The organism is Pseudomonas sp. DG56-2 (assembly GCF_004803755.1).
Lineage (GTDB): Bacteria > Pseudomonadota > Gammaproteobacteria > Pseudomonadales > Pseudomonadaceae > Aquipseudomonas > Aquipseudomonas auratipiscis.
Genome location: NZ_CP032311.1, coordinates 4847383 through 4866558, shown reverse-complemented (window position 1 = coordinate 4866558; position 19176 = coordinate 4847383). Strand labels below are relative to the sequence as shown.

22 protein-coding genes are annotated in these 19176 nt (G+C 59.1%); 13 read left to right on the top strand and 9 right to left on the bottom strand.

Annotated features, from left to right (window positions below):
- Positions 1 to 109: 109 nt before the first annotated feature.
- The 4 genes from D3Z90_RS22330 to phnE are packed head-to-tail and all read left to right on the top strand — an operon-like array spanning position 110 to position 3340.
- The gene (locus D3Z90_RS22330; RefSeq protein ID WP_136478070.1) at positions 110 to 964 is read left to right on the top strand and encodes a putative selenate ABC transporter substrate-binding protein; all 855 of its coding nucleotides are present in this window, start codon (positions 110 to 112) and stop codon (positions 962 to 964) included.
- On the top strand, positions 961 to 1755 hold the full coding sequence (locus tag D3Z90_RS22325; protein ID WP_136478069.1) for a phosphonate ABC transporter ATP-binding protein: 795 nt from the start codon (positions 961 to 963) through the stop codon (positions 1753 to 1755). The genes D3Z90_RS22330 and D3Z90_RS22325 overlap by 4 nt, the downstream gene beginning before the upstream one ends.
- The gene (locus tag D3Z90_RS22320) at positions 1749 to 2576 is read left to right on the top strand and encodes an ABC transporter permease (protein ID WP_136478068.1); all 828 of its coding nucleotides are present in this window, start codon (positions 1749 to 1751) and stop codon (positions 2574 to 2576) included. The genes D3Z90_RS22325 and D3Z90_RS22320 overlap by 7 nt, the downstream gene beginning before the upstream one ends.
- Positions 2573 to 3340 carry a phosphonate ABC transporter, permease protein PhnE gene (gene phnE / locus D3Z90_RS22315; protein WP_136478067.1) on the top strand — a complete coding sequence of 256 codons (768 nt, stop codon included), beginning with the start codon at positions 2573 to 2575 and terminating at the stop codon, positions 3338 to 3340. Before D3Z90_RS22320 ends, phnE begins: the two co-directional genes overlap by 4 nt.
- Here phnE and D3Z90_RS22310 read toward each other — a convergent pair.
- From D3Z90_RS22310 to D3Z90_RS22295, 4 genes are all read right to left on the bottom strand, one after another.
- Positions 3337 to 3810, bottom strand: coding sequence for a DoxX family protein (locus D3Z90_RS22310; protein ID WP_136478066.1), 474 nt, complete (start codon positions 3808 to 3810; stop codon positions 3337 to 3339). The two genes, phnE and D3Z90_RS22310, sit on opposite strands and share 4 nt — an antisense overlap.
- A gap of 37 nt (positions 3811 to 3847) precedes the next feature.
- Positions 3848 to 4594: a DNA-binding domain-containing protein gene (locus D3Z90_RS22305; RefSeq protein WP_136478065.1), complete on the bottom strand. Its 747-nt coding sequence runs from the start codon at positions 4592 to 4594 to the stop codon at positions 3848 to 3850.
- Entirely contained in the window at positions 4591 to 5406 is an 816-nt protein-coding gene (locus D3Z90_RS22300) for a DUF692 domain-containing protein (RefSeq protein ID WP_136479026.1), read from the bottom strand. Before D3Z90_RS22300 ends, D3Z90_RS22305 begins: the two co-directional genes overlap by 4 nt.
- Positions 5407 to 5473: 67 nt before the next feature.
- Positions 5474 to 5755 carry a DUF2282 domain-containing protein gene (locus D3Z90_RS22295; RefSeq protein ID WP_136478064.1) on the bottom strand — a complete coding sequence of 94 codons (282 nt, stop codon included), beginning with the start codon at positions 5753 to 5755 and terminating at the stop codon, positions 5474 to 5476.
- 182 nt (positions 5756 to 5937) lie between these two features.
- Between D3Z90_RS22295 and D3Z90_RS22290 the strand changes: the two genes are divergently transcribed.
- On the top strand, positions 5938 to 6507 hold the full coding sequence (locus tag D3Z90_RS22290) for a sigma-70 family RNA polymerase sigma factor (protein ID WP_136478063.1): 570 nt from the start codon (positions 5938 to 5940) through the stop codon (positions 6505 to 6507).
- Positions 6507 to 7148: a DUF1109 domain-containing protein gene (locus D3Z90_RS22285; RefSeq protein WP_136478062.1), complete on the top strand. Its 642-nt coding sequence runs from the start codon at positions 6507 to 6509 to the stop codon at positions 7146 to 7148. The genes D3Z90_RS22290 and D3Z90_RS22285 overlap by 1 nt, the downstream gene beginning before the upstream one ends.
- 1 nt (position 7149) lies before the next feature.
- On the opposite strand, the gene D3Z90_RS22280 is transcribed toward D3Z90_RS22285, so the two are convergent.
- Positions 7150 to 7626: a GNAT family N-acetyltransferase gene (locus tag D3Z90_RS22280; RefSeq protein WP_136478061.1), complete on the bottom strand. Its 477-nt coding sequence runs from the start codon at positions 7624 to 7626 to the stop codon at positions 7150 to 7152.
- A gap of 101 nt (positions 7627 to 7727) precedes the next feature.
- Here D3Z90_RS22280 and D3Z90_RS22275 point away from each other — a divergent pair, with 101 nt between their 5' ends.
- Entirely contained in the window at positions 7728 to 8909 is a 1182-nt protein-coding gene (locus D3Z90_RS22275; protein ID WP_136478060.1) for a YeeE/YedE family protein, read from the top strand.
- Between the two features lie 2 nt (positions 8910 to 8911).
- Here the strand turns inward: D3Z90_RS22275 and D3Z90_RS27430 are convergent, their stop codons facing one another.
- Positions 8912 to 9019 (bottom strand): DUF3077 domain-containing protein, encoded by a 108-nt coding sequence (locus D3Z90_RS27430; RefSeq protein WP_168198492.1) that lies wholly within the window; start codon positions 9017 to 9019, stop codon positions 8912 to 8914.
- Here D3Z90_RS27430 and D3Z90_RS22265 point away from each other — a divergent pair, their 5' ends adjacent.
- Positions 9020 to 9262, top strand: coding sequence for an addiction module antidote protein (locus D3Z90_RS22265; protein WP_136478059.1), 243 nt, complete (start codon positions 9020 to 9022; stop codon positions 9260 to 9262).
- Here the strand turns inward: D3Z90_RS22265 and D3Z90_RS22260 are convergent.
- Complete coding sequence (locus tag D3Z90_RS22260; protein ID WP_136478058.1) at positions 9259 to 10125, bottom strand: LysR family transcriptional regulator; 867 nt, start codon at positions 10123 to 10125, stop codon at positions 9259 to 9261. The two genes, D3Z90_RS22265 and D3Z90_RS22260, sit on opposite strands and share 4 nt — an antisense overlap.
- Positions 10126 to 10257: 132 nt before the next feature.
- Here D3Z90_RS22260 and D3Z90_RS22255 point away from each other — a divergent pair, with 132 nt between their 5' ends.
- From D3Z90_RS22255 to D3Z90_RS22240, 4 genes are read left to right on the top strand one after another with little or no spacing between them, the layout of a single operon-like run.
- Positions 10258 to 11310: an agmatine/peptidylarginine deiminase gene (locus D3Z90_RS22255; RefSeq protein ID WP_136478057.1), complete on the top strand. Its 1053-nt coding sequence runs from the start codon at positions 10258 to 10260 to the stop codon at positions 11308 to 11310.
- A 3-nt stretch (positions 11311 to 11313) separates the two neighbouring features.
- Positions 11314 to 12222: an N-carbamoylputrescine amidase gene (gene aguB, locus D3Z90_RS22250; RefSeq protein WP_136478056.1), complete on the top strand. Its 909-nt coding sequence runs from the start codon at positions 11314 to 11316 to the stop codon at positions 12220 to 12222.
- A 1-nt stretch (position 12223) separates the two neighbouring features.
- A complete protein-coding gene (locus D3Z90_RS22245) occupies positions 12224 to 13327 on the top strand; it encodes an extracellular solute-binding protein (RefSeq protein WP_136478055.1) in 1104 nt (367 codons plus the stop codon).
- Positions 13328 to 13375: 48 nt separating this feature from the next.
- Positions 13376 to 14500, top strand: coding sequence for an agmatine/peptidylarginine deiminase (locus D3Z90_RS22240; protein WP_136478054.1), 1125 nt, complete (start codon positions 13376 to 13378; stop codon positions 14498 to 14500).
- 10 nt (positions 14501 to 14510) lie between these two features.
- Here D3Z90_RS22240 and D3Z90_RS22235 read toward each other — a convergent pair whose 3' ends face one another.
- Complete coding sequence (locus tag D3Z90_RS22235) at positions 14511 to 15914, bottom strand: amino acid permease (protein ID WP_136478053.1); 1404 nt, start codon at positions 15912 to 15914, stop codon at positions 14511 to 14513.
- A 360-nt stretch (positions 15915 to 16274) separates the two neighbouring features.
- Between D3Z90_RS22235 and D3Z90_RS22230 the strand changes: the two genes are divergently transcribed.
- Positions 16275 to 16463, top strand: a complete 189-nt coding sequence (locus D3Z90_RS22230) for a YhfL family protein (RefSeq protein ID WP_136478052.1) — start codon at positions 16275 to 16277, stop codon at positions 16461 to 16463.
- 198 nt (positions 16464 to 16661) lie between these two features.
- On the opposite strand, the gene D3Z90_RS22225 is transcribed toward D3Z90_RS22230, so the two are convergent.
- Positions 16662 to 19139, bottom strand: coding sequence for a TonB-dependent receptor (locus D3Z90_RS22225; protein WP_136478051.1), 2478 nt, complete (start codon positions 19137 to 19139; stop codon positions 16662 to 16664).
- Positions 19140 to 19176: the final 37 nt, after the last annotated feature.

Genomic DNA, 19176 nt, shown 5'->3' with positions numbered 1-19176 from the left:
TCGTGAAGCCCGATTGTAGCAAAGCTGGTCTTTGCGCCGATGCCTCTTATAATTTCCGCAGCTAGCCCAGTGCTGGCTCATTCCCCGCTATTGAACCGGAGAACCCCTCATGCTCAAACGTCCCCTGGCGCTGTTCGCCGGCCTCGTACTGTCGTGTTCGACTTACCTGGCCCAAGCGGCCGACACCCTGCGCGTCAGTGCCATCCCCGACGAGGCACCCACCGAACTGCTGCGCAAATTCAAGCCGCTGGGCCAATACCTGGAGCAGAAGCTAGGCATGAAGGTCGAGTTCGTGCCGGTTTCCGACTATCCGGCTGTGGTCGAGGCATTGGCCACCGACCGTCTGGACATGGCCTGGCTGGGCGGCTTCACCTTTGTTCAGGTACACCTGAAGAGCCCGACCGCGACACCACTGGTGCAGCGTGAGCAGGATGCCGAGTTCACCAGCAAATTCATCACCGCCAACCCGGAAATCGAGAGCCTGGCCGATCTCAAGGGCAAAACCTTTGCCTTCGGCTCGATCTCGTCCACCTCCGGCAGCCTGATGCCGCGCTACTTCATGCTCAAGGACAACAACATCAAGCCGGAAACCTACTTCAGTCGGGTGGCCTACTCCGGGGCTCACGATGCGACTGCAGCCTGGGTACAGGCCGGCAAGGTCGATGCCGGCGTGCTCAACGCCAGCGTCTGGGACAAGCTGGTCGCCTCGGGCAAGGTCGATACCAACAAGGTCAAGGTGTTCGCCACCACCCCGAGTTACTACGATTACAACTGGACCGTTCGCGGCAGCCTCGATCCGGCCTTGAAAGACAAGATCAAACAGGCCTTCCTTGACCTTGATCCGGCCAAGCCCGCAGACAAGGCGATCCTCGACCTGCAGGCTGCCAGCCGATTCATCGCCACCAGCCCGGACAACTACAAGGGTATCGAGGAGGCCGCTCGCGCTGCTGAGTTGCTCAAGTGACGATCCAGCTCAACTGCGTCAGCCTGCGCCATGGTGCGGTGCAGGCCTTGCTTGAAGTCGATCTGAGCGTCGAGGCCGGCGAGCGGCTGGCAATCATCGGCCCTTCGGGCGCCGGCAAGTCCAGCCTGCTGCACCTGATAGCCAGTGCCCTGGCGCCCACCAGCGGTAGCGTGGAGCTGCTCGGTGAAGCGCCTTGGCGCCTTTCTGCAGGTGCGCGCCAACGTCTGCGCGCGCGTATCGGTATGGTTCATCAAGCGCCGCCACTGCCGCCGCGCCAACGCGTGGTGACAGCGGTGCTGGCTGGGCGTCTGGGCCAATGGAGCACCTTGCGTGGGTTGCTCAATCTGTTGCACCCCTCGGATGTACCCGGTGTGCGCGCGGTGCTGTCGCGGCTGGGCATGGCGGAAAAGGTCTTTGCCCAGTGCGGGCAGTTGTCTGGCGGGCAGTTGCAGCGTGTCGGCATTGCCCGCGCCCTGTATCAGCAACCGGAAATCCTGCTGGCGGATGAGCCTGTTTCGGCCATGGACCCCGTGTTGGCCGAACACAGCCTGAGAACCCTCAATCAACATGCTACCGAACGTGGTGTCACCCTGGTGGCGAGCCTCCACGCGGTGGAGCTTGCGTTGGCGCACTTTCCACGGGTAATCGGCATTCGCGAAGGGCAGGTGATGTTCGATCTGCCGGCTGCGGAGGTCTCCAAAGACATGCTCGATGCGCTGTATGCCAACGAACATCTGGTTTCGCCTCAAGTGCCTTTGCCGGCCCTGCCCCAGCAGATTCCACGATGCTAAGCGCCGAAAAACGCGACCCTGCAGCCTTGCCCAGGCTGTTGCTGACCCTGCTGATTATTGCCGTGCTCTGGCCTGGTATTCAGTTGAGCGAGCTTAATCCCGGCGTGCTCCTACAGGCTGAAAACCGTCGTGAAATGGGCAATTTCGTCAGCGCTTTCTGGCCACCAGCGCATGACCCGGATTTTCTCGTCTTGCTCTGGCAGGCCACCTTGCAAACGCTGGCGGTGGCCACTGCCGGTATGGCCCTGGCGTTGATGCTGGCTATTCCTGCCAGCTTGCTGGCTAGCCGGGCGCTGTCCATGGACGCCGCCTCTCGTGGTGGTCGCTTGGGGCTGTGGTCACGCACGGTGCGCCTGCCGGTGCGTGGCTTGCTGATCTTTCTGCGCAGTGTGCCGGAGATTGTCTGGGCGCTGCTGTTCGTTCGCGCGGTGGGCCTGGGGCCGACTGCCGGGGTGTTGGCCATCGCCATTACCTACAGCGGCATGCTCGGCAAGGTGTACGCGGAGATCTTCGAGTCGGTCGACCAGCGTCCTGCCCATGCCCTACTGCAGGCGGGCAGTAGTCGTCTGAGCGCATTCTTCTACGGCATCCTCCCGGACGCAGCCGCGGAGCTTGTGTCATACACAGTGTATCGCTGGGAGTGCGCGATTCGCGCCTCCGTAGTGATGGGCTTTGTTGGCGCCGGAGGGCTCGGGCAACAGATCGATTTGTCGATGCGCATGTTCGCCGGTGCCGAGGTGGCGAGCATGTTGCTGGCTTTCCTGGTGTTGGTATGGCTGGCGGACCAACTCAGCCGAGTGCTGCGCGGGAGGCTGGCATGAGACGCTTGCTCAATGCTTCGTTGATCCTTGCCCTGCTGGCGGCCGTGTTTGCCTCGTTCGCCTACCTCAGCCTCGATTTGCAGTCGCTGTTCGGTAACGGCGGGCTGGGACAAATGGGGGCCTATGCATCGCGCTTTCTCAGCCCGGACCTCAGTGCCGGGCATTTACAGGCTGTGGGCAAAGGCGCGTTGGAAACCTTGGCCATGTCAGGTTTGGGTACTTTGCTCGCGGTGATCCTCGGCCTGTTGCTGGCGCTGCCAGCTGCCGGGCGTTTTGGTTGGCCGCTGCAGGGGGCTGCACGGTTGTTGCTCAATGCCCTGCGGGCGATACCGGAACTGGTCTGGGCCGCGCTGACCGTGTTGGCAGCTGGGCTGGGACCGAACGCCGGCACCCTGGCGTTGGCCCTGCACACCTCGGGAGTGCTGGGCCGGTTGTTCGCTGAAGCGCTGGAGAACGCGCCGCCAGAGCCGGCTGCAGCCATTCGCTTGCAGGGCGGCAGCCAAGTGGTCGCCTTCTGCTTTGGCACCTTGCCCAACCTCTGGCCGCAGTTGCTGGCCTACAGCCTATATCGCTGGGAAAACAATATTCGTATGGCCAGCGTGCTCGGCTTCGTGGGGGCCGGTGGCCTGGGGCAGATGCTCTACACCACCTTGAGCCTGTTCCAGGAGGCCCAGGCCAGCACGGTAATCATTGCCATGCTGGTGCTGGTGTTGCTGGTGGATGCCTTGAGTGATGTGCTCAGGCAGCGTTTTGTGCGGGCCTAACGGATGCCCAGGCGGTGATCCAGTGACCAGCGACCACCGCCACGACCGATCACCACCAGCAGCAAACCTGCCCAGCTCAAGTGAGTTGGCCAGGCGTCGGGATAGACAAACACCTGGATCACCAAGGTCATTCCCAGCAGCGCCAAGCCGGCGAAGCGGGTGCACAGGCCAAGTACCAGCAACAGCGGAAACAGGTGTTCGGCATAAGTGGCCAGGTGAGCGGCCAGCCAGGGCGGGAGCAGCGGCAACACGTACTCGGCACGAAACAACTCATAGGTGCTCGGCGTGATGCTGAGCAAGCCTTCGACCTTGGTGCGCCCTGAAAGAAAGAAGATCGCCGCGATGCCCAGGCGGGCGATCAGTGACAGCAACGAGTCGCTGATCAGTCCTTGCAGTTGCCCTGCGCAACGCGACCAGAATGTGCCAGCGGCGGTTGGATGTTTGTCGGGCGTTTCACTGATCGAGTGCATGGTGTTCTCCATTCAAGGGCACATGGGTGGGCGCTGCTCAAGCAAATACTTCCGCCGCCAGCAGGCGGGCGAGCAGGGTGGTGAAGTCCAGCGTTGGGTCGAACGTCAGGACGCTGTTGGTTGCCTGTTCCAGGGAGTTGCCCGCGGCGCAGGCGTCGAGAAAGATGCAATCGGCTTCACTCAGAACTTGCCAAAGCACCTGGCCGTGCTGTCGGCGCATCAATACCCCTTCACCCTCCCAGGCAAGCGGCTCCGGCACGGGCGCGGCCCTGCGGTTACTGTCCCAAATGCTGTAGATCGGTTGTTCGGCGAACCATTGCCAGCGCACATCGGTGCGCGGGCGCAGGTGTTGTTGACCGAGCAGTTCAGGTACCAGGTTGGTCATCGCCAGCATGTTCAGGCTGCTGTCGATAGGCGCGGTGTGCACCTCGATCCACAGCCTGTCAGCGCGGGCCACATCAGCCAGGTAAGGCAGATGTTGTGCGGGCTCGAATTGCTCAATGAAGGTTGCGAAGTGCTCTCCATAGAGGATCAGGCGGGCGTCACTGGGCGGCGTCAGGGTTGCATGAACCGTAGCAGCAGCGCGGAACCATGGGTTGCCCACCAGACGCTCGACGGAGGGAAAGTTGGCCTGCAAGGCATCCACACACCCTTTGAGCACGGTATTGCGATACACCGTGAAACCAACTTGCTGGGTGAGTGCAAGCAGCTCATTCGACGCTTCGCCGCCATACAAGGCGTTGACGAAAGCTGTCTGGAATTGTCCCAGCGTTGAAGTGCTCATGGTTGTCTACTGTTGCTATCGAGCAGCAACTGGGCCATGTCGCGCTCGCGCAGCAGTGCCTCGAAGGGGGGGATCTGATCGTCGCGCTCAATCAGGGTAGGACGCGTGCCAATGCGTTTTATCAAGCGCAGATAGAGCGTCCACACCTCGGCGGCAATGGGAGCATCGTGGGAGTCAATCAACAGGTCGCTGTTGGCGTCCTGACTGTAACCGGCCAGGTGAATCTCGCTGATCAGGTGGGCCGGAAATGCATCCAGGTAGGTGCTGGCCTCAAAGCCCATGTTATGGGCGCTGACATGCACATTGTTGATATCGAGCAACAGGCTGCAGCCGGTACGCTGGGAAAGCTCGGTGAGAAAGTCGATCTCACTGAAGTCATGCCCGTCCAGGTGCGTGTAGTGGCTTGGGTTCTCGATCGCCAGCGGGCGGCCCAGGATATCCTGGGCGTAGTCAATGTTCTCGACTATGCGTTGCAGGGCCGCGTGGCTGCGCGCAAAGGGCAGCAAGTCCGGGTGGTACTGCCCTTGCCAGGTAGACCAGGCCAGGTGCTCCGACAACAGTTGTGGTTGCACTCGTTCGGTCAGCGCCTTGAGGCGATACAGATGCTCGGCATCCGGTAACTGGTCGGCGGCCAACGACATGGACACACCATGCAAAGACAGCGGGTGCTGCTCGGCAACGGCTTGTAGCCATTCCAGTCGAGGGCCTGCGACCATGTAATTCTCCGGGTGAACCTCGAACCACATTCCGGGTGTCCTGCAGGCCACGGCGTCTTCGTAATGCTCGGCCTTGAGCCCGAGGCCGGCGCCCAAGTCGGTGTTCGCACTCAGAGAGGAAGGTGTGTTCACGGTCGCTTCGCCCTTTACCGGTTGCCGAGGATCAGGACTGTTTTGCAGTCAGCGAGCCCATGCCGTTGGGAGTTTTGATCGAGGTGCAGGTGCCAGCAGGCACGTTCTTCCAGGCGTTGGCTTGGTAGTCCATTTTTGCTGTACCGGCGCAACTGGTGCCGGCCCCGGCTTTGCAATCGTTTTTACCTGCCATGGCCACGCCGTAGCATTTTTCCATGGCAGGTGCTGGCGCATCGGTGGACGAAGCGGCAACGGCAGTCCCAGCGATCGAAGCGAAGGCGAGAGCGGCGGCGGTAGCGGCGAAAGTTTTCATGGCGTCATACTCCAAAGGTTAGGTGGCCGGGCATCTTTGCTTGCGGCTCGTGAAGTAGTTCGCCGGGTTTGGTCGATGGGTTACAGCCCAGCAGAATTTTTTTTGTCTTTTCGCCAGGTAGTTAAAAACGCTATCGTTTCTGGCAGCTATTTTCTTTTCGTCCCCTGTAACCAGAGCCCTGGATGGACCGAACTAAACAGAGTGAACTGCTGCGTTCGCGTGAAGCTGCGTTGCAAGGCTTGTTGGTGGCAGGACTGGACGGCGATGCGCAGGCTTATCGACTGTTCCTGCAGCAACTGAGCGGGCACCTTCGAGGTTTTTTGCGCAAGCGCCTGTATTCGCGCTCGGACGATCTCGAGGACGTGCTCCAGGAAGTGCTGCTGGCGGTGCATAACGCCCGTCAAAGCTATCAGCGCGATCAGCCGTTGACCGCCTGGGTGCAGGCTATTGCCCGCTATAAACTCGCCGATCATTTGCGCGGCCAGGGGCGACGAGACGCCTTGAACGACCCACTGGAGGACAGTGACGAGCTGTTTGCACAGGAGCAGCAAGCGCCGGCTCAAGCCCAGCGGGACTTGGGTAAACTGCTGCAGCAACTGCCAGACAAGCAACGCTTGCCGATTGTGCACGTCAAGTTGGAGGGGCTGTCGGTGGAGGAAACCGCACATCTGACCGGGCTTTCCGGGTCAGCGGTGAAGGTTGGCATCCATCGGGGGCTCAAGGCACTCGCAGCGTTGATTCGAGGTACATGATGAAAACCGACGACCTGATTTCCCTGCTTGCCACCGGTATCGAACCGATCGATCGGCAGCAGTTTACGCGACGTATTGGCCTTGCCATGCTGATCGCCATTGTCGGCGCCAGCGTGCTGACAGTGCTGCTGTATGGGGTGCGTGCCGATCTTGCCGTGGTGGCGGCAACACCGTTGTTCTGGGGCAAGATCGCCTTGCCGGCAAGCTTGATGGTTGCTGCGCTACTGGTCTTCAACCGGTTGGCACGTCCTGGCCTTGAGGTTGGCCTGCGCTGGGGCGGGATTGGCGCGCCCGTGCTTGGGGTTTGGGCGGTGACGTTGCTGGTATTGAGCGGTGTGCCTGAAGAACAGCAATTGAGCATGATCTTCGGCCAGACCTGGCGCAGCTGTGCGTTCAACATTGTGTTGTTGTCGGTGCCGGGCTTCTTTGCGTTGATTCGTGTCTTGCGCGAGTTTGCACCTACTCAGTTGCGCCTGTCGGGTGCAGTGGCCGGTTTGTTGGCGAGCGCCACTGCGACCTTGGCCTACTGCCTGCATTGCCCAGAGATGGAGGTGCCGTTCTGGGGCGTCTGGTATGTGCTGGGCATGGCCATTCCCACGCTGCTAGGCGCGTTGCTCGGGCCGCGCTGGTTGCGTTGGTAGCTCACAACATCTGCTTCATCTGCACCAAGGCTATCCGCGTATTGCCAGGCCCTTGGCGCTCCTCGATGGCAAAGGGTTCAAAGCCCAGCTGTGGATAAAGCAACAAGCCGGCAGTATTGCTGTTGAAGCACGATACCCATACTTCGCGGGCATCGAACTCCCTGCGGGCCAGGTCGATCATGCTCTGCACCAAATAGCGCGCTACGCCATGACCCCGGGCCGCAGGGGCTACCACCACATTGCCCAAGGCGCAGACACCGCCTTGCTCGGCCTTGTAGAAGTTGGCGAATGCCAGCACCGTCCCATCGCCTTCTACCACTGTCGAGCCGGCTCGCTGTGTAATTGCGTCACTCAATTGCGCTGGCGTCAGTGGGTAATTGGCCTTGGGGAACATGTAGAACAGCTCGTCGGGGCCTTGGGGAAAGCAGCAGATGGCGGCGATGTCCGCGGCCTGGACTGGGCGATGAGTCAGTTGCATAAGGTGGCTCGCTGATGGGGGAGGGTGTCAGGAATCCTACACTGCCTGCTGGCTTGCGCAGGTACAATCGCCAACTGAAAAATCGCCACGCGGATATTGTCATGAGTCTTTCTGTTCCCATCGTGCCTGAACGTCGCCTCGGTGCGCCGCTGTTCGCCATGGCGCTGCTGCTGATCGGCGCCCTGTTCCTCAAGGCTTATGTCGGCACCAACCAGGTGTTGTTGTTGATCGTCGGCGCCGCCTTGGGGCTCACCCTGTATCACGCCGCCTTTGGCTTTACCTCGGCTTGGCGCGTGTTCATCAACGAACGCCGCGGGGCAGGGTTACGGGCGCAGATGGTCATGCTGACCATCGCCGTGTTGCTGTTCTTTCCGGCGCTGGATGCCGGCACGCTGTTCGGTCAGCCGGTCAAAGGACTGGTGGCTCCGGCCGGGGTTTCGGTAGCGTTTGGTGCCTTCATCTTTGGCATCGGCATGCAGATGGGCGGTGGCTGTGCTTCCGGTACCTTGTTCACCGTCGGCGGCGGCAACGCACGGATGCTGGTGACCCTGCTGTTTTTTATCATCGGTTCAGTATCGGCCACCCATCACGTCGATTGGTGGTTCTCGCTGCCATCGTTTCCGGCTACCTCGATTGTTCAGTCCTTTGGCCTGCTGCCGGCAGTGCTGGTGAGCCTGGCGGTATTCGCGGTAATTGCATGGACCACAGTGGTGTTGGAAAAGCGCCGTCACGGTCTGCTGGAAACTGCGCCTCCCAGTGAGCACCAGGGCCTGCGTCGTTTTCTGCGTGGCCCATGGCCGCTGGTGTGGGGCGCCGTGGCCCTGGCGTTGCTCAATTACGCAACCCTGGCACTGGCCGGGCGACCATGGGGCATCACCTCGGCATTCGCCCTGTGGGGCGCAAAAACCCTTGGCGGCCTGGGCGTAGACGTCGGCAGTTGGGCGTTCTGGCAAGTACCGGCCAATGCCAAGGCCCTGGCTTCGCCACTGTGGGAGGATGTCACCACGGTGATGGACATCGGCATTGTCCTCGGTGCGCTGCTGGCCGCAGGCTTGGCAGGTCGCTTTGCGCCAAACCTGAACATTCCCTTGCGATCACTGGTAGCTGCGGTTATTGGCGGACTGCTATTGGGTTACGGCTCGCGCCTGGCCTATGGCTGCAACATCGGTGCGTACTTCAGCGGTATTGCCTCCGGTAGCGTGCATGGCTGGTTATGGTTGATTGCGGCGTATGCGGGCAACGTGGTTGGCGTGCGTATTCGTCCGTTCTTCTTCGCGCGATAAGCCTACAGAACCACATCATCGATAATGGCTTTAGCCATCTCTCCTGGAAAATGCGCGGCCCATACCAGGGCCGCGTCTTCATCTGCAGCCCCGGCAACGCGGGCTCCCACATGGAACGGTATTACCCGCACTTTGTAGGCATTGGCAAAGCCTGCGAGCTCATCAGAGCGCTTGGGTATGTTGCCGAAGCTCGTGGCATGGCTCAGGTAGCCGTTGCCAGTGGGTCAGGTCGTGAAAGCCTCTACAAGGCATTGTCTCCAGGTGCGAAGCCTCGTTTCGACACAGTGCTGAAAGTTATTCGCGCCCTGGGAATCGACCTTTTGGCGATGCCGCATACAACGCCACATCATTAATCGCCATCAACTTGCAGGCTAGCCTGTAACCAAGTACTAAAACTCCGCGTCAACGGGCTCTTCTCGCTATCGCGATGTATCAGGCAGCTCCAGTCAGGCCCGCGTACAGTTTGTGCGCACAGCGGCTGCAATAATCCTTGGCTGTTTGCCTGATTTGCCAGTAGTTGGCTGACCAAGGCAATTCCATGGCCCGCGCAGGCGGCATCGAGCAGCAGGCCAGGGTCGGAGAAGTTCAGGCCATTGCTGCGTTGGCCAACATCTTCGCCGCCCTCTATTACCCAGTGACTCCAGTCCATTTCGCGTTCGCCATGCAAGGTGGTGCGCTGCTCCTTGGGCGTGTCGAGCAAATCAGGATGGCAAGCCGGGTAAAGACGATCACGGTGCAGGGTCAGGTGGCTGCATTCAGCCTGGGCGCTGAGGTCGTCGCGAATGCTCAGGTCGATGGTTTGTGTGGCCATGTCCGGTGGATCGAAGCTGGTGAACAACCACAGGTCAACCTCGGGGTGCTGGCGATGAAAGTCGCCCAGGCGCGGCAGCAACCAGTGGCGGGCGAACGCTGGTGTGGTGTTGACCACCAGTTGGTTGGGCTTGCGGTATTGCTCCAGACGGCGAATACCCACTGACAGTTGCTGCAGCATCGCCTGGGTGGTGCTTTGCAGGTCGTAGCCGGCATCGGTAAGGCTCACGCTGCGGCCGCTGCGAAAGAACAACGGTTGCTCCAGGAATGTTTCGAGGCTGCGTATCTGCTGGCTGATCGCCGATTGAGTGAGGTGCAGCTCTTCGGCTGCCTTGTGAAAGCTGCCCAGGCGGGCGGCAGCTTCAAAGCCGCGCAGGGCATTCAGGGGAGGCCAGTGCTTTAGCATTGATTAGCTCTACTTATCAGTTGTCGGCTAAATCTATCGTTTGTTTACGCATTTATGAAGCCATAGCATGGACTTTCTTACCGCAGCAGCGGTTTTCAGTAATTAATATCCCTTAACTGAAAGGTGGGAAGCATGCAGCGCAATGACGATCTGAACAGTGGTTGGTTCATGCCCGCAGAGTGGGTGAACCATGCAGCGACCTGGATGGTCTGGCCGCACAACCAACAGTTGTGGGAGTCCGGCTGGAAGGTGACGCTGGAGCAGGTTCAGGTGGACTTTGCCCGTGTTGCCAATGCGATTGCGCGCTTCGAACCGGTCAAGATGGTGGTCGATCCCTCCGCCCGCGCCAGTGCCAGTAAACTCTGTGGGGTGAACATCGAGTTGATCGAGCTGCCGGTGAACGACAGCTGGTGCCGCGACTCGGGCCCAAGCTTTGTTTGTCATCCCCAGTTTGGGTTGGCCGGTGTCAGTTGGCGCTTCAACGCCTGGGGCGGCAAGTCGGCGCATGACCTGGATGAAGGCCTGGCGCGGCGTGTGCTTAACACGCTTGGCCTGGACTGCTTTGGCACGGCCTTGAGCAACGAAGGCGGGGCAATTCATGTGGACGGCGAGGGTACGTTGATTACCACCGAGTCGGTGTTGCTCAACCCTAACCGTAATCCGGGAATGACCAAGGCCGAGATCGAGGAGATTTTCTCGCGCTTTCTGGGTATCAAAAAAACCATCTGGCTGCCGGGTGACCCAGATTACGTTACTGGCGACATGACCGATGGTCACGTTGATGGCGTCTGCGCGTTCGCTCGTCCTGGCGTGTTGCTGGTCGATGCGACCCGCGACCAGAGTTCGGTGTATGGCCACGTCGCTCGGGAAAACCGTCGGGCGCTGGCGCTGGCCACCGATGCCCAGGGTCGCAGGTTTGAAATGCACGAGCTGTACGAAGCGAGCGAGGCGGTGGATGTCGATGCCGAGGTGTTCTGTGCCTCTTACACCAACTTCTATATTGCCAATGGCGCCATCATCATGCCGGCCTACGGCATCGAGGCGGACCATGCGGCTGCCGAGGTATTGGCCAAGGCGTTCCCTGGACGTGAAGTGGTCCCGGTGCAGATCAACCATCTGGCCCACGGTGGTGGGGGCGTGCACTGCATCACTCAACAGCAACCTGCCTGGCCGATGAAGGGGTGATGCATGAGCATGTTGACCGTTGCTGCTATGCAGATGCCTTGCACCTGGAATTTGCAACACAATCTTGATCAGGCCGAACAACTGGTGCGTCAGGCGGCGGCCCAGGGCGCCCAGGTAATCCTGCTGCAAGAATTGTTCGCCACGCCCTATTTTTGCATCGAGCAGCATCACAAACATTTGGCCCTGGCCGAGGAATATCAACACAGCCAGGTACTCAAGCGCTTTGCCGCTTTGGCTGCAGAGCTGGGCGTAGTTCTGCCGCTGAGCTGGTTCGAAAAGGCTGGTAATGCCTACTTCAATTCGCTGAGCGTGGCTGATGCCGACGGCCGTCTGTTGGGGGTGTACCGCAAAACCCATATCCCCAACGCCATCGGCTATCAGGAGAAGGAATACTTCAGCCCAGGCGATACCGGCTTCCGCGTCTGGGATAGTGCATATGGACGTTTGGGCGTGGGCATCTGCTGGGACCAGTGGTTCCCCGAAACTGCACGCTGCCTGGCGCTGATGGGCGCCGAGGTGTTGTTGTTCCCGACCGCCATCGGCTCTGAGCCGGGTGCTACGGAATTGGATTCGCGGGATCACTGGCAGATGGCAATGCGCGGACATGCAGCGGCCAACATCTTGCCGGTGGTCGCCTCCAACCGTGTGGGGCTCGAGGCCGCGACCACCGATCCCGAGTTGCAGATGACCTTTTATGGCTCGTCCTTTATCAGCAACCACAAAGGCAAGATGCTGGCCGAAGCCGACCGCGATACTTCTGGTGTGCTGGTGCAGCATCTGGACCTGGCGGCGATGCGTGAAGAGCGCCTTACCTGGGGTATTTACCGCGACCGCCGCCCGGAAATGTATGCAGCGCTTCTGGGGCTCGATGGTCGTCGAGTCAATGCGTGCTGGAAGACTCAAGGGGTTTGATATGAACATCAGCCATAAACGTTTGCTCGTTACCCTGGGCTTCGCGCTGGGGGCCACCTTGACCACGGCACACGCTGAGGAAAAGACCCTGCGCCTATACAACTGGGCTGATTACTTTGCCGAGGACACCCTATCCAAGTTCACCGCCGAGACTGGCATCAAGGTGATCTACGACGTGATGGACGGCAGCGAAGTGCTGGAAGCCAAGTTGATGACCGGTGGCAGCGGCTACGACCTGATCTTTCCTGGCGACACCGTGGCGGAGCGACTGATGCGTGCCGGCAGCCTGCAGGAGCTGGACCGCTCGAAGATAACCGCGCTGGCCGATGTGGAGCCGGGCCTGCAGAAGCTGCGTACTCATTATCCGCACGCCAGCAAGGCGACAGTGCCTTATACCTGGGGCACCATCGGTCTGACGTACAACGATGAGCAGATTCGCAAGCGCATGCCGGATGCACCGGTGGACAGCCTGGATTTGTTGTTCAAGCCGGAGCTGGCAGCCAGATTTGCCGACTGCGGGATCTCGATGATCGATTCGCCGGACGAAGCCCTGGCGGTGGTACTTAATTACTTGGGCCGCGATCCGCGCAGTGCCAAGAAGGAAGACCTCGTTGCGGCCAGTGAACTGCTGCTCAAGATCAGGCCGTATATCCGCAAGTTCCAGTCGCAACCGGTCACTGACCTGGTCAACGGCAACTTGTGCCTGTCGCTCGGTTACAGCGGCGACATGACCCAGGCTCAGCGCACGGCCGACTCAGCGTCCAGGAAAGTCAGCTTCCAGTACCGCATCCCCCGTGAGGGCACCACGGTATGGATGGACAACATGGCGATTCCGGTCGATGCCAAACACCCGGAATACGCCTATACCTTTATCAACTTCGTCATGCGTCCAGAGAACATGGCGGCCATCAGCAATTTCACCGGTTACCCCACCTCGAACGCCAAGGCGCGCCCGGATGTCGATCCGCAGATGCGCAACAACCCGGACATCTATCCGGCTGAAGAGGCCTTCGAGCGCCTGGTGACAGGCAAGGACATTCCTCAATCCGACATGCGTGCGCGGATGCGGGTGTGGACCAAATTCAAAACGGCGTCCAGCAACTAACGGCGTGGCGCCCGTTCACTGTTATTGATTTGATCGAGGGACATACAGATGCCAACGCGTCGTGAGTTTATACAGCAGGTTTCAGCGGCCGCCGGTCTGGGTCTGGTTGCATCAATGGGCTTTGGTTTCGGCACCCCACGGGCGTTGGCAGCCGGTAAAGGTCACTGGTTCATGCCGGACGAGGGCGATAAGCAGCAATGCGCCTTCGTATCGTTTGGAGCCCAAGAAGCCATCTGGGAAGACTTCACCGGTGACGTGCAAGAAGCGATCGGCCGGATCGCCAGCACCATCGCTCGCTACCAGCCTGTGGTTGTGCTGTGCCGTGCCCATGAACGGGATCTGGCCGAAGAGCTGTGTGGAAGCAAGAACACCACCTTTGTCGTCACCGAACTGGATGACATCTGGATGCGTGACATCGGCGCCAACTTTGTCATAACCGAGCAAGGCGACCTGGGTGCGGTCGATTTCAACTTCAATGGTTGGGGCAACAAGCAACAACACGCCTTTGATGCTCGGGTGGCAAGGCTGGTAGCGAACAACGCCGAGGCCACCTATCAGCGCAGCGAATTGGTAGGTGAGGGTGGTGGCATCGAAGTGGACGGTCACGGTACGGGCATCATGACCGAAAGCAGCTGGATCAATGCCAATCGCAACCGTGACTGGAGCAAGGCCGAGGTTGAAGAGGAACTCAAGGCGCAACTGGGGTTGCGCAAGATCATCTGGTTGCCGGGGATCAAGGGCAAGGACATCACCGATGCGCATGTCGATTTCTATGCGCGTTTTGTCAGCCCTGGCGTGGTTATTGCCAACCTCGACACCGACCCTGATTCATACGATCACAAGGTAACCAAGAAGCACCTGGAAATTCTCAAGAACGCGACCGACGCCGATGGCCGCAAGCTCAAGATATACACGGTGTCACCGCCACTGAATCCGCGCCGCAATCGCTTCAGCAAGGACAACCCGGATTTTGCGGCCGGTTACATCAACTACTTCGTTATCAACGGCGCAGTCATTGCTCCGCAGTTCGGGGATAAAGCCGCCGACGCCAAAGCGTACGACTTGCTCACTGAACTGTACCCGGACCGTGATGTGGTACAGCTCAATATCGACGCCATTGCAGCGGGTGGGGGCGGTATTCATTGCGTAACCCACCAACTGCCGATGGTATAAGTCCAGGTGTTCACTGAGCGGTAGAGCGCACGCGTGCAGGCTGCCCATGCTGGCGGGTCAGTACAATGCCGAACAAGGAAATCACCAGCGCCAGGCCGATGGTAGTGGTGACTTCGGCGCGGTGCTCCGGGGTCACCAACATGACCCCGAGCGCTGCGACGATAAAGGCGATCACCGCATACGTGAGCCACGGAAACAGCCACATCTGAAAGTTGAGCTGAACCCCTTGGCGCCGCAGCCTTGCGCGCATGCGCAGCTGTGAAATTGCGATAACCAGATACACCAGCAAGGCAATGGCGCCGGAGCTGGCCAGCAGGAACTGGAACAACCCAGCCGGGGCGAAGTAACTGACTACGGTGATCACGGCACCGAGCACGGTGCTGGCGATCACGGCAGTTCTTGGTACCCCGACTTTCGAGGTGACCTTAACCTGCCTGGGCGCCTCGCCACGCTTGCCCAGCGAATAGAGCATGCGAGAGGCAATGTAAATCGAGGAGTTCATGCAACTGGCCACCGCGACCAGCACCACCACATCCATCATGAACTTGGCGTGGGGAATGTCCATTAGTTCCAGCGCTCGCTGGTAGGAACCCACCGACGCCAACAACGGATCGTTCCATGGCACGATGGAAATGATCACGGCAATCGACAGTAGATAAAACACCCCGATCCGCCAGATGACCGAGCGAGTAGCCTTGGCGATGTTCTTTGCCGGACTTTGTGATTCAGCCGCGGCAATGGTGACCGCTTCGATACCAATGAAGCTGAACATGACGGTAATAAAGGCACCTACCACGGCCGAGGCGCCATTAGGTGCGAAGCCGCCGTGTTCCTCCAGCAATCGGCTCAACCCACTGACCTCCCGTTCTGGCACCCAGTCCATCAGCACCGCAGCGCCCAAGCCAATGAAGGCGATGATTGCCAGCACCTTGAACATCGCGAACCAGAATTCGAACTCACCGTACTTGGCAACACTGAACAAGTTGGTGGCCGCCAGGGCGATAATAGAGATCAGCGCAAACAACCAGGACTCGACCTCAGGAAACCAGGTGTTAAGTACATGGCCTGCAGCCAGCGCTTCAATAGGAATGACCAGCACCCAGAACCACCAGTACATCCAGCCGATGCTAAAGCCTGCCCATGACCCGATAGCCTGGTCGGCGTAAGTGGAAAAAGAGCCGGTATCAGGATTGGCGACGGCCATCTCGCCAAGCATACGCATCACCAGGATGACCAGAATGCCGGACAAAAAGTAAGCCAGGATTGCAGCGGGACCGGCAGCGGCAATTGCATGTCCGGAACCGACGAATAGCCCCGCACCAATAATACCGGCAATGGAAAGCATGGTGACGTGGCGAGGTTTGAAACCTTGCGCCAACTGACCTTTCGAATCTTCGGAGCCCAAGCTGATCATTATGCTTATTCTCTTTGTGTTTGATCTTGGGGCGTGCTGACTGACCGTTAGGCGAACATCAATTCTTCCCGTTCGAACACCTTGAAAGCGGCATAGCTGAAACGCGCAGTTGCTCTAGTCGATCAGTCATCACGACGAACGCACGGTTGAAAAAGGCCTGGTCACATTACCTACGAGTGTGGGCTGGAGTGTTTGTCGAGCGCGCCGTAGCCAAGTCCGATTGCGACACGACATGGCTGATCAGTAGGGTTAAAAACACGCTCTAGAGCGAGTCCATTGCTGACTGGTGAGTTTTACAAGTTTTCCGTATAATCGCGCCGCCGCTATTAGGGCGGTGTTTCATAAATTAAAGGACTTAGTATGAAAAAGCTGTTGAAAGCATCTGTTGCTGTTGCCCTGGTTTCGGGCGTTGCTCTGCTGTCGGGCTGCACTGGCCAAGTTTACAACCAGCCAAAAAACTGCACCTACGACTACCTGTTCCACCCTTCGGTTTCCGTTTCTAAAATTATTGGTGGTTGCGGTCCTATCGACAAGCTGCCACAGCAGTAAGTTTAGAAGTGACTCGACTGGTCCCTTTCGGGATCAGTCCAAACCCCCTGTTACTGACGTAGCAGGGGGTTTTGTTTTTCTGCTGTTGTTAAGCTGCTTGTATCCCAACTAACTTGATTTTCAGGTTAACAATTTGTCAGGCTCTGGCGGCACGGGGAATGGTGCTAACATCCGCGATTGCAGCAGCGAGCTACGGCCTTACAATGACCAGCGAACAGTCACCATCGCATTGCGTGGCTCACCGTACAGGCTATTGCCGTAGTCGGTGTTGGAGCTGATGTCCTGGTAGTAGGTTTTGTCGAAGACGTTGTTCAGGTTCACACGTACGTTCACGTTTTCCGAAGCTTGGTAACTGGTCATCAGGTCTACGACGGTGTAGGCCTTTTGTTCGATGCGATAGTCGAACGTGGTCAGGTAGTCGTTAGTGCCTTTGTTGTAGACAGTGTTCTGTCGAGAGAGACCGCCACCGATCGTCCAGCGATTGAGTTCACCCGGCAGTTGATAGGTGGTGAACGCCTTGAATATATGACGCGGAATGTTGGTGCTGAACAAGCGCCCGACATTATTGTGGTCAGTGTCCTTGGTGTATTTAGCCGCGGAATAGGTGTACCCGGCGCCCAACTCCCAGCCGGGCATCAGCGAGCCATTCACTTCCAGTTCGAAACCTTCGCTACGCACTTCCCCAGCGGCTTCAAAACAGGTGCTGCCCACCGGATTGCACTGGTTGGGGTTGAGCTCCTTGGCGCGGTTTTCCTGATCGATGCGAAAGATAGCTGCGCTGGCATTCAAGTTGCCGTCGAAGTATTCGCCTTTGATGCCGATCTCGTAGTTTTTACCTTCAATAGGCTTGAGTGCGTTGCTCTGAGCGTCTAGCTCGGTTTGCGGGCGGAAGATGTCGGTGTAACTGACATACACCGAGTGGTTCTGGTCCAGGTCATAGACAGCGCCGGCATAGCGGGTCAGATGGCGGGTGACTTTGTTCGGCAGGCTGCTGGCCGAGGTCTTGCCGTTCCAACTGGTATCTACATCAAACTCGTACCAGTCCAGGCGTGCGCCGAGGATCAATTTCAAGTCTTCGCTGATGCTCAACCGCGTGGTGACATAGGCACCTTCCTGCTCGCTGGTACGGTCTTGTTTCCAGGGATTAGAATTCAAGTCTGGCTTGGGAATGCCGCTGGGATTGTGCAGGTCGGTATGGGTATCGAGCGAAGTGGCCAGGCCCTTGCCCTTGAACGTCAAGTCGCGCTTGCTGGCGCCGACGACCAATTCATGGGTGCGGCCGAGCAGCGAGAAGGGGCCGGTTACATAAGCGTCGTAACTGCTCTGCTGGTCGTCGTAGTCGTACCTGCCGATGTACTGACCGAATTGGTCAAAGTTGTCGCCCATTCGTTCCGGAATGGAACCGGCCATGCTCAGGTCCGACCAGCTTTTGCTGGCCGCCAGCAGCATTTTCCAGCTATTGGCGAAGCGATATTCCAGGCGCGTGAAGGCGGTGGTGTTGTCTTGGTCCCAGAATTCCCAGTTGCTACCCAGATAGGTGGAGCGCTTGAGGTGCAGGTCGCTGCCATCGGCGGCAACCGGCAGGCCGCCCCAGGCGCCGTTGTAGTTGGAGTTCTGGTTACTGATGCCAAAGGTGAAAGTGGCGTCTTCGTTCAGGTCCGCCTCGGTAATGCCGTAAAACACCGAGCGCTCGGAGCTGACAAAGTCCTGAAAGCTGTTTTTGCTTTGGTAGGCGGTGACCACACGGCCGCGCAGGGTGCCGCTTTCATTGAGTGCATTGGAGGCATCAAATTCGGTGCGGTAGTTGTCCCAGCTGCCGGCGCTGCCAGTGATGCTCACGCGCGGTATGGCGGTCGGGCGTTTGCGGATCATGTTGACCGCTGCCGCGGGGTTGCCGGAGCCTTGCATCATGCCAGTTGCGCCACGGACCACTTCCACCCGGTCGAAAATCGCCATGTCGGGTGAGGAGTTCATGTCACGGGTCAGGTAGTGCGAGAGATCGTTGGCCAGGCCGTCTGTCATCAGGTTTTCCACGGCAAAGCCGCGGGAATAGAAGGTCGAGCGTTGCGGACCATCTTTGGTGACGGCGATGCCGGGGGTGCTTTTCAGCACATCCTCCAGCGATTTCATGTTCTGGTCATCCATGCGCTGACGGGTAATGACCGTGACCGACTGCGGTGTTTCGCGAATGGACAGCGCAAGTTTGGTTGCCGTTTGCATGGGGCCAGTGGTGTAGGAACCGGTGTCTTCGGTGGTAGCGCCCAGGTATCCACCGGTGATGTTGGTGGTGCCCAGCTCCAGGGCCGAGCCGGATGGCGTCTTGACCAGGCTAAAGCGTCCCGCCCCCTCCTGACGCAGCTGCAGCCCACTGTTGGCCAGCAGTCGGGTAACGCCCTCATTGAATGAGTAGCGGCCCTTGATTCCCGCAGTGACCAGGCCCTGGGTTTGCGTTGAACCGAACGATAAGGTCACCCCACTTGCTGCGGCAAATTGGCTGAGCGCGGTTCCCAAGGGCCCGGCCGCAATGTTGTAGTCGAGCTGTTCAGTGGTTTGTTGCGCCCAGGCGCAAGGCGCAATGGCGGCGGAGCACAAGGCAGCGCCGAGGCTCATGCGCAATAACGCACCATTGAGGTTCAGCCGCAATGCGGTCTTCTGGAGGGGACTTGGGTGGCTCATGTTGCGCTTCCTATGCCGTTGCAGTAAAGGCGGCTGA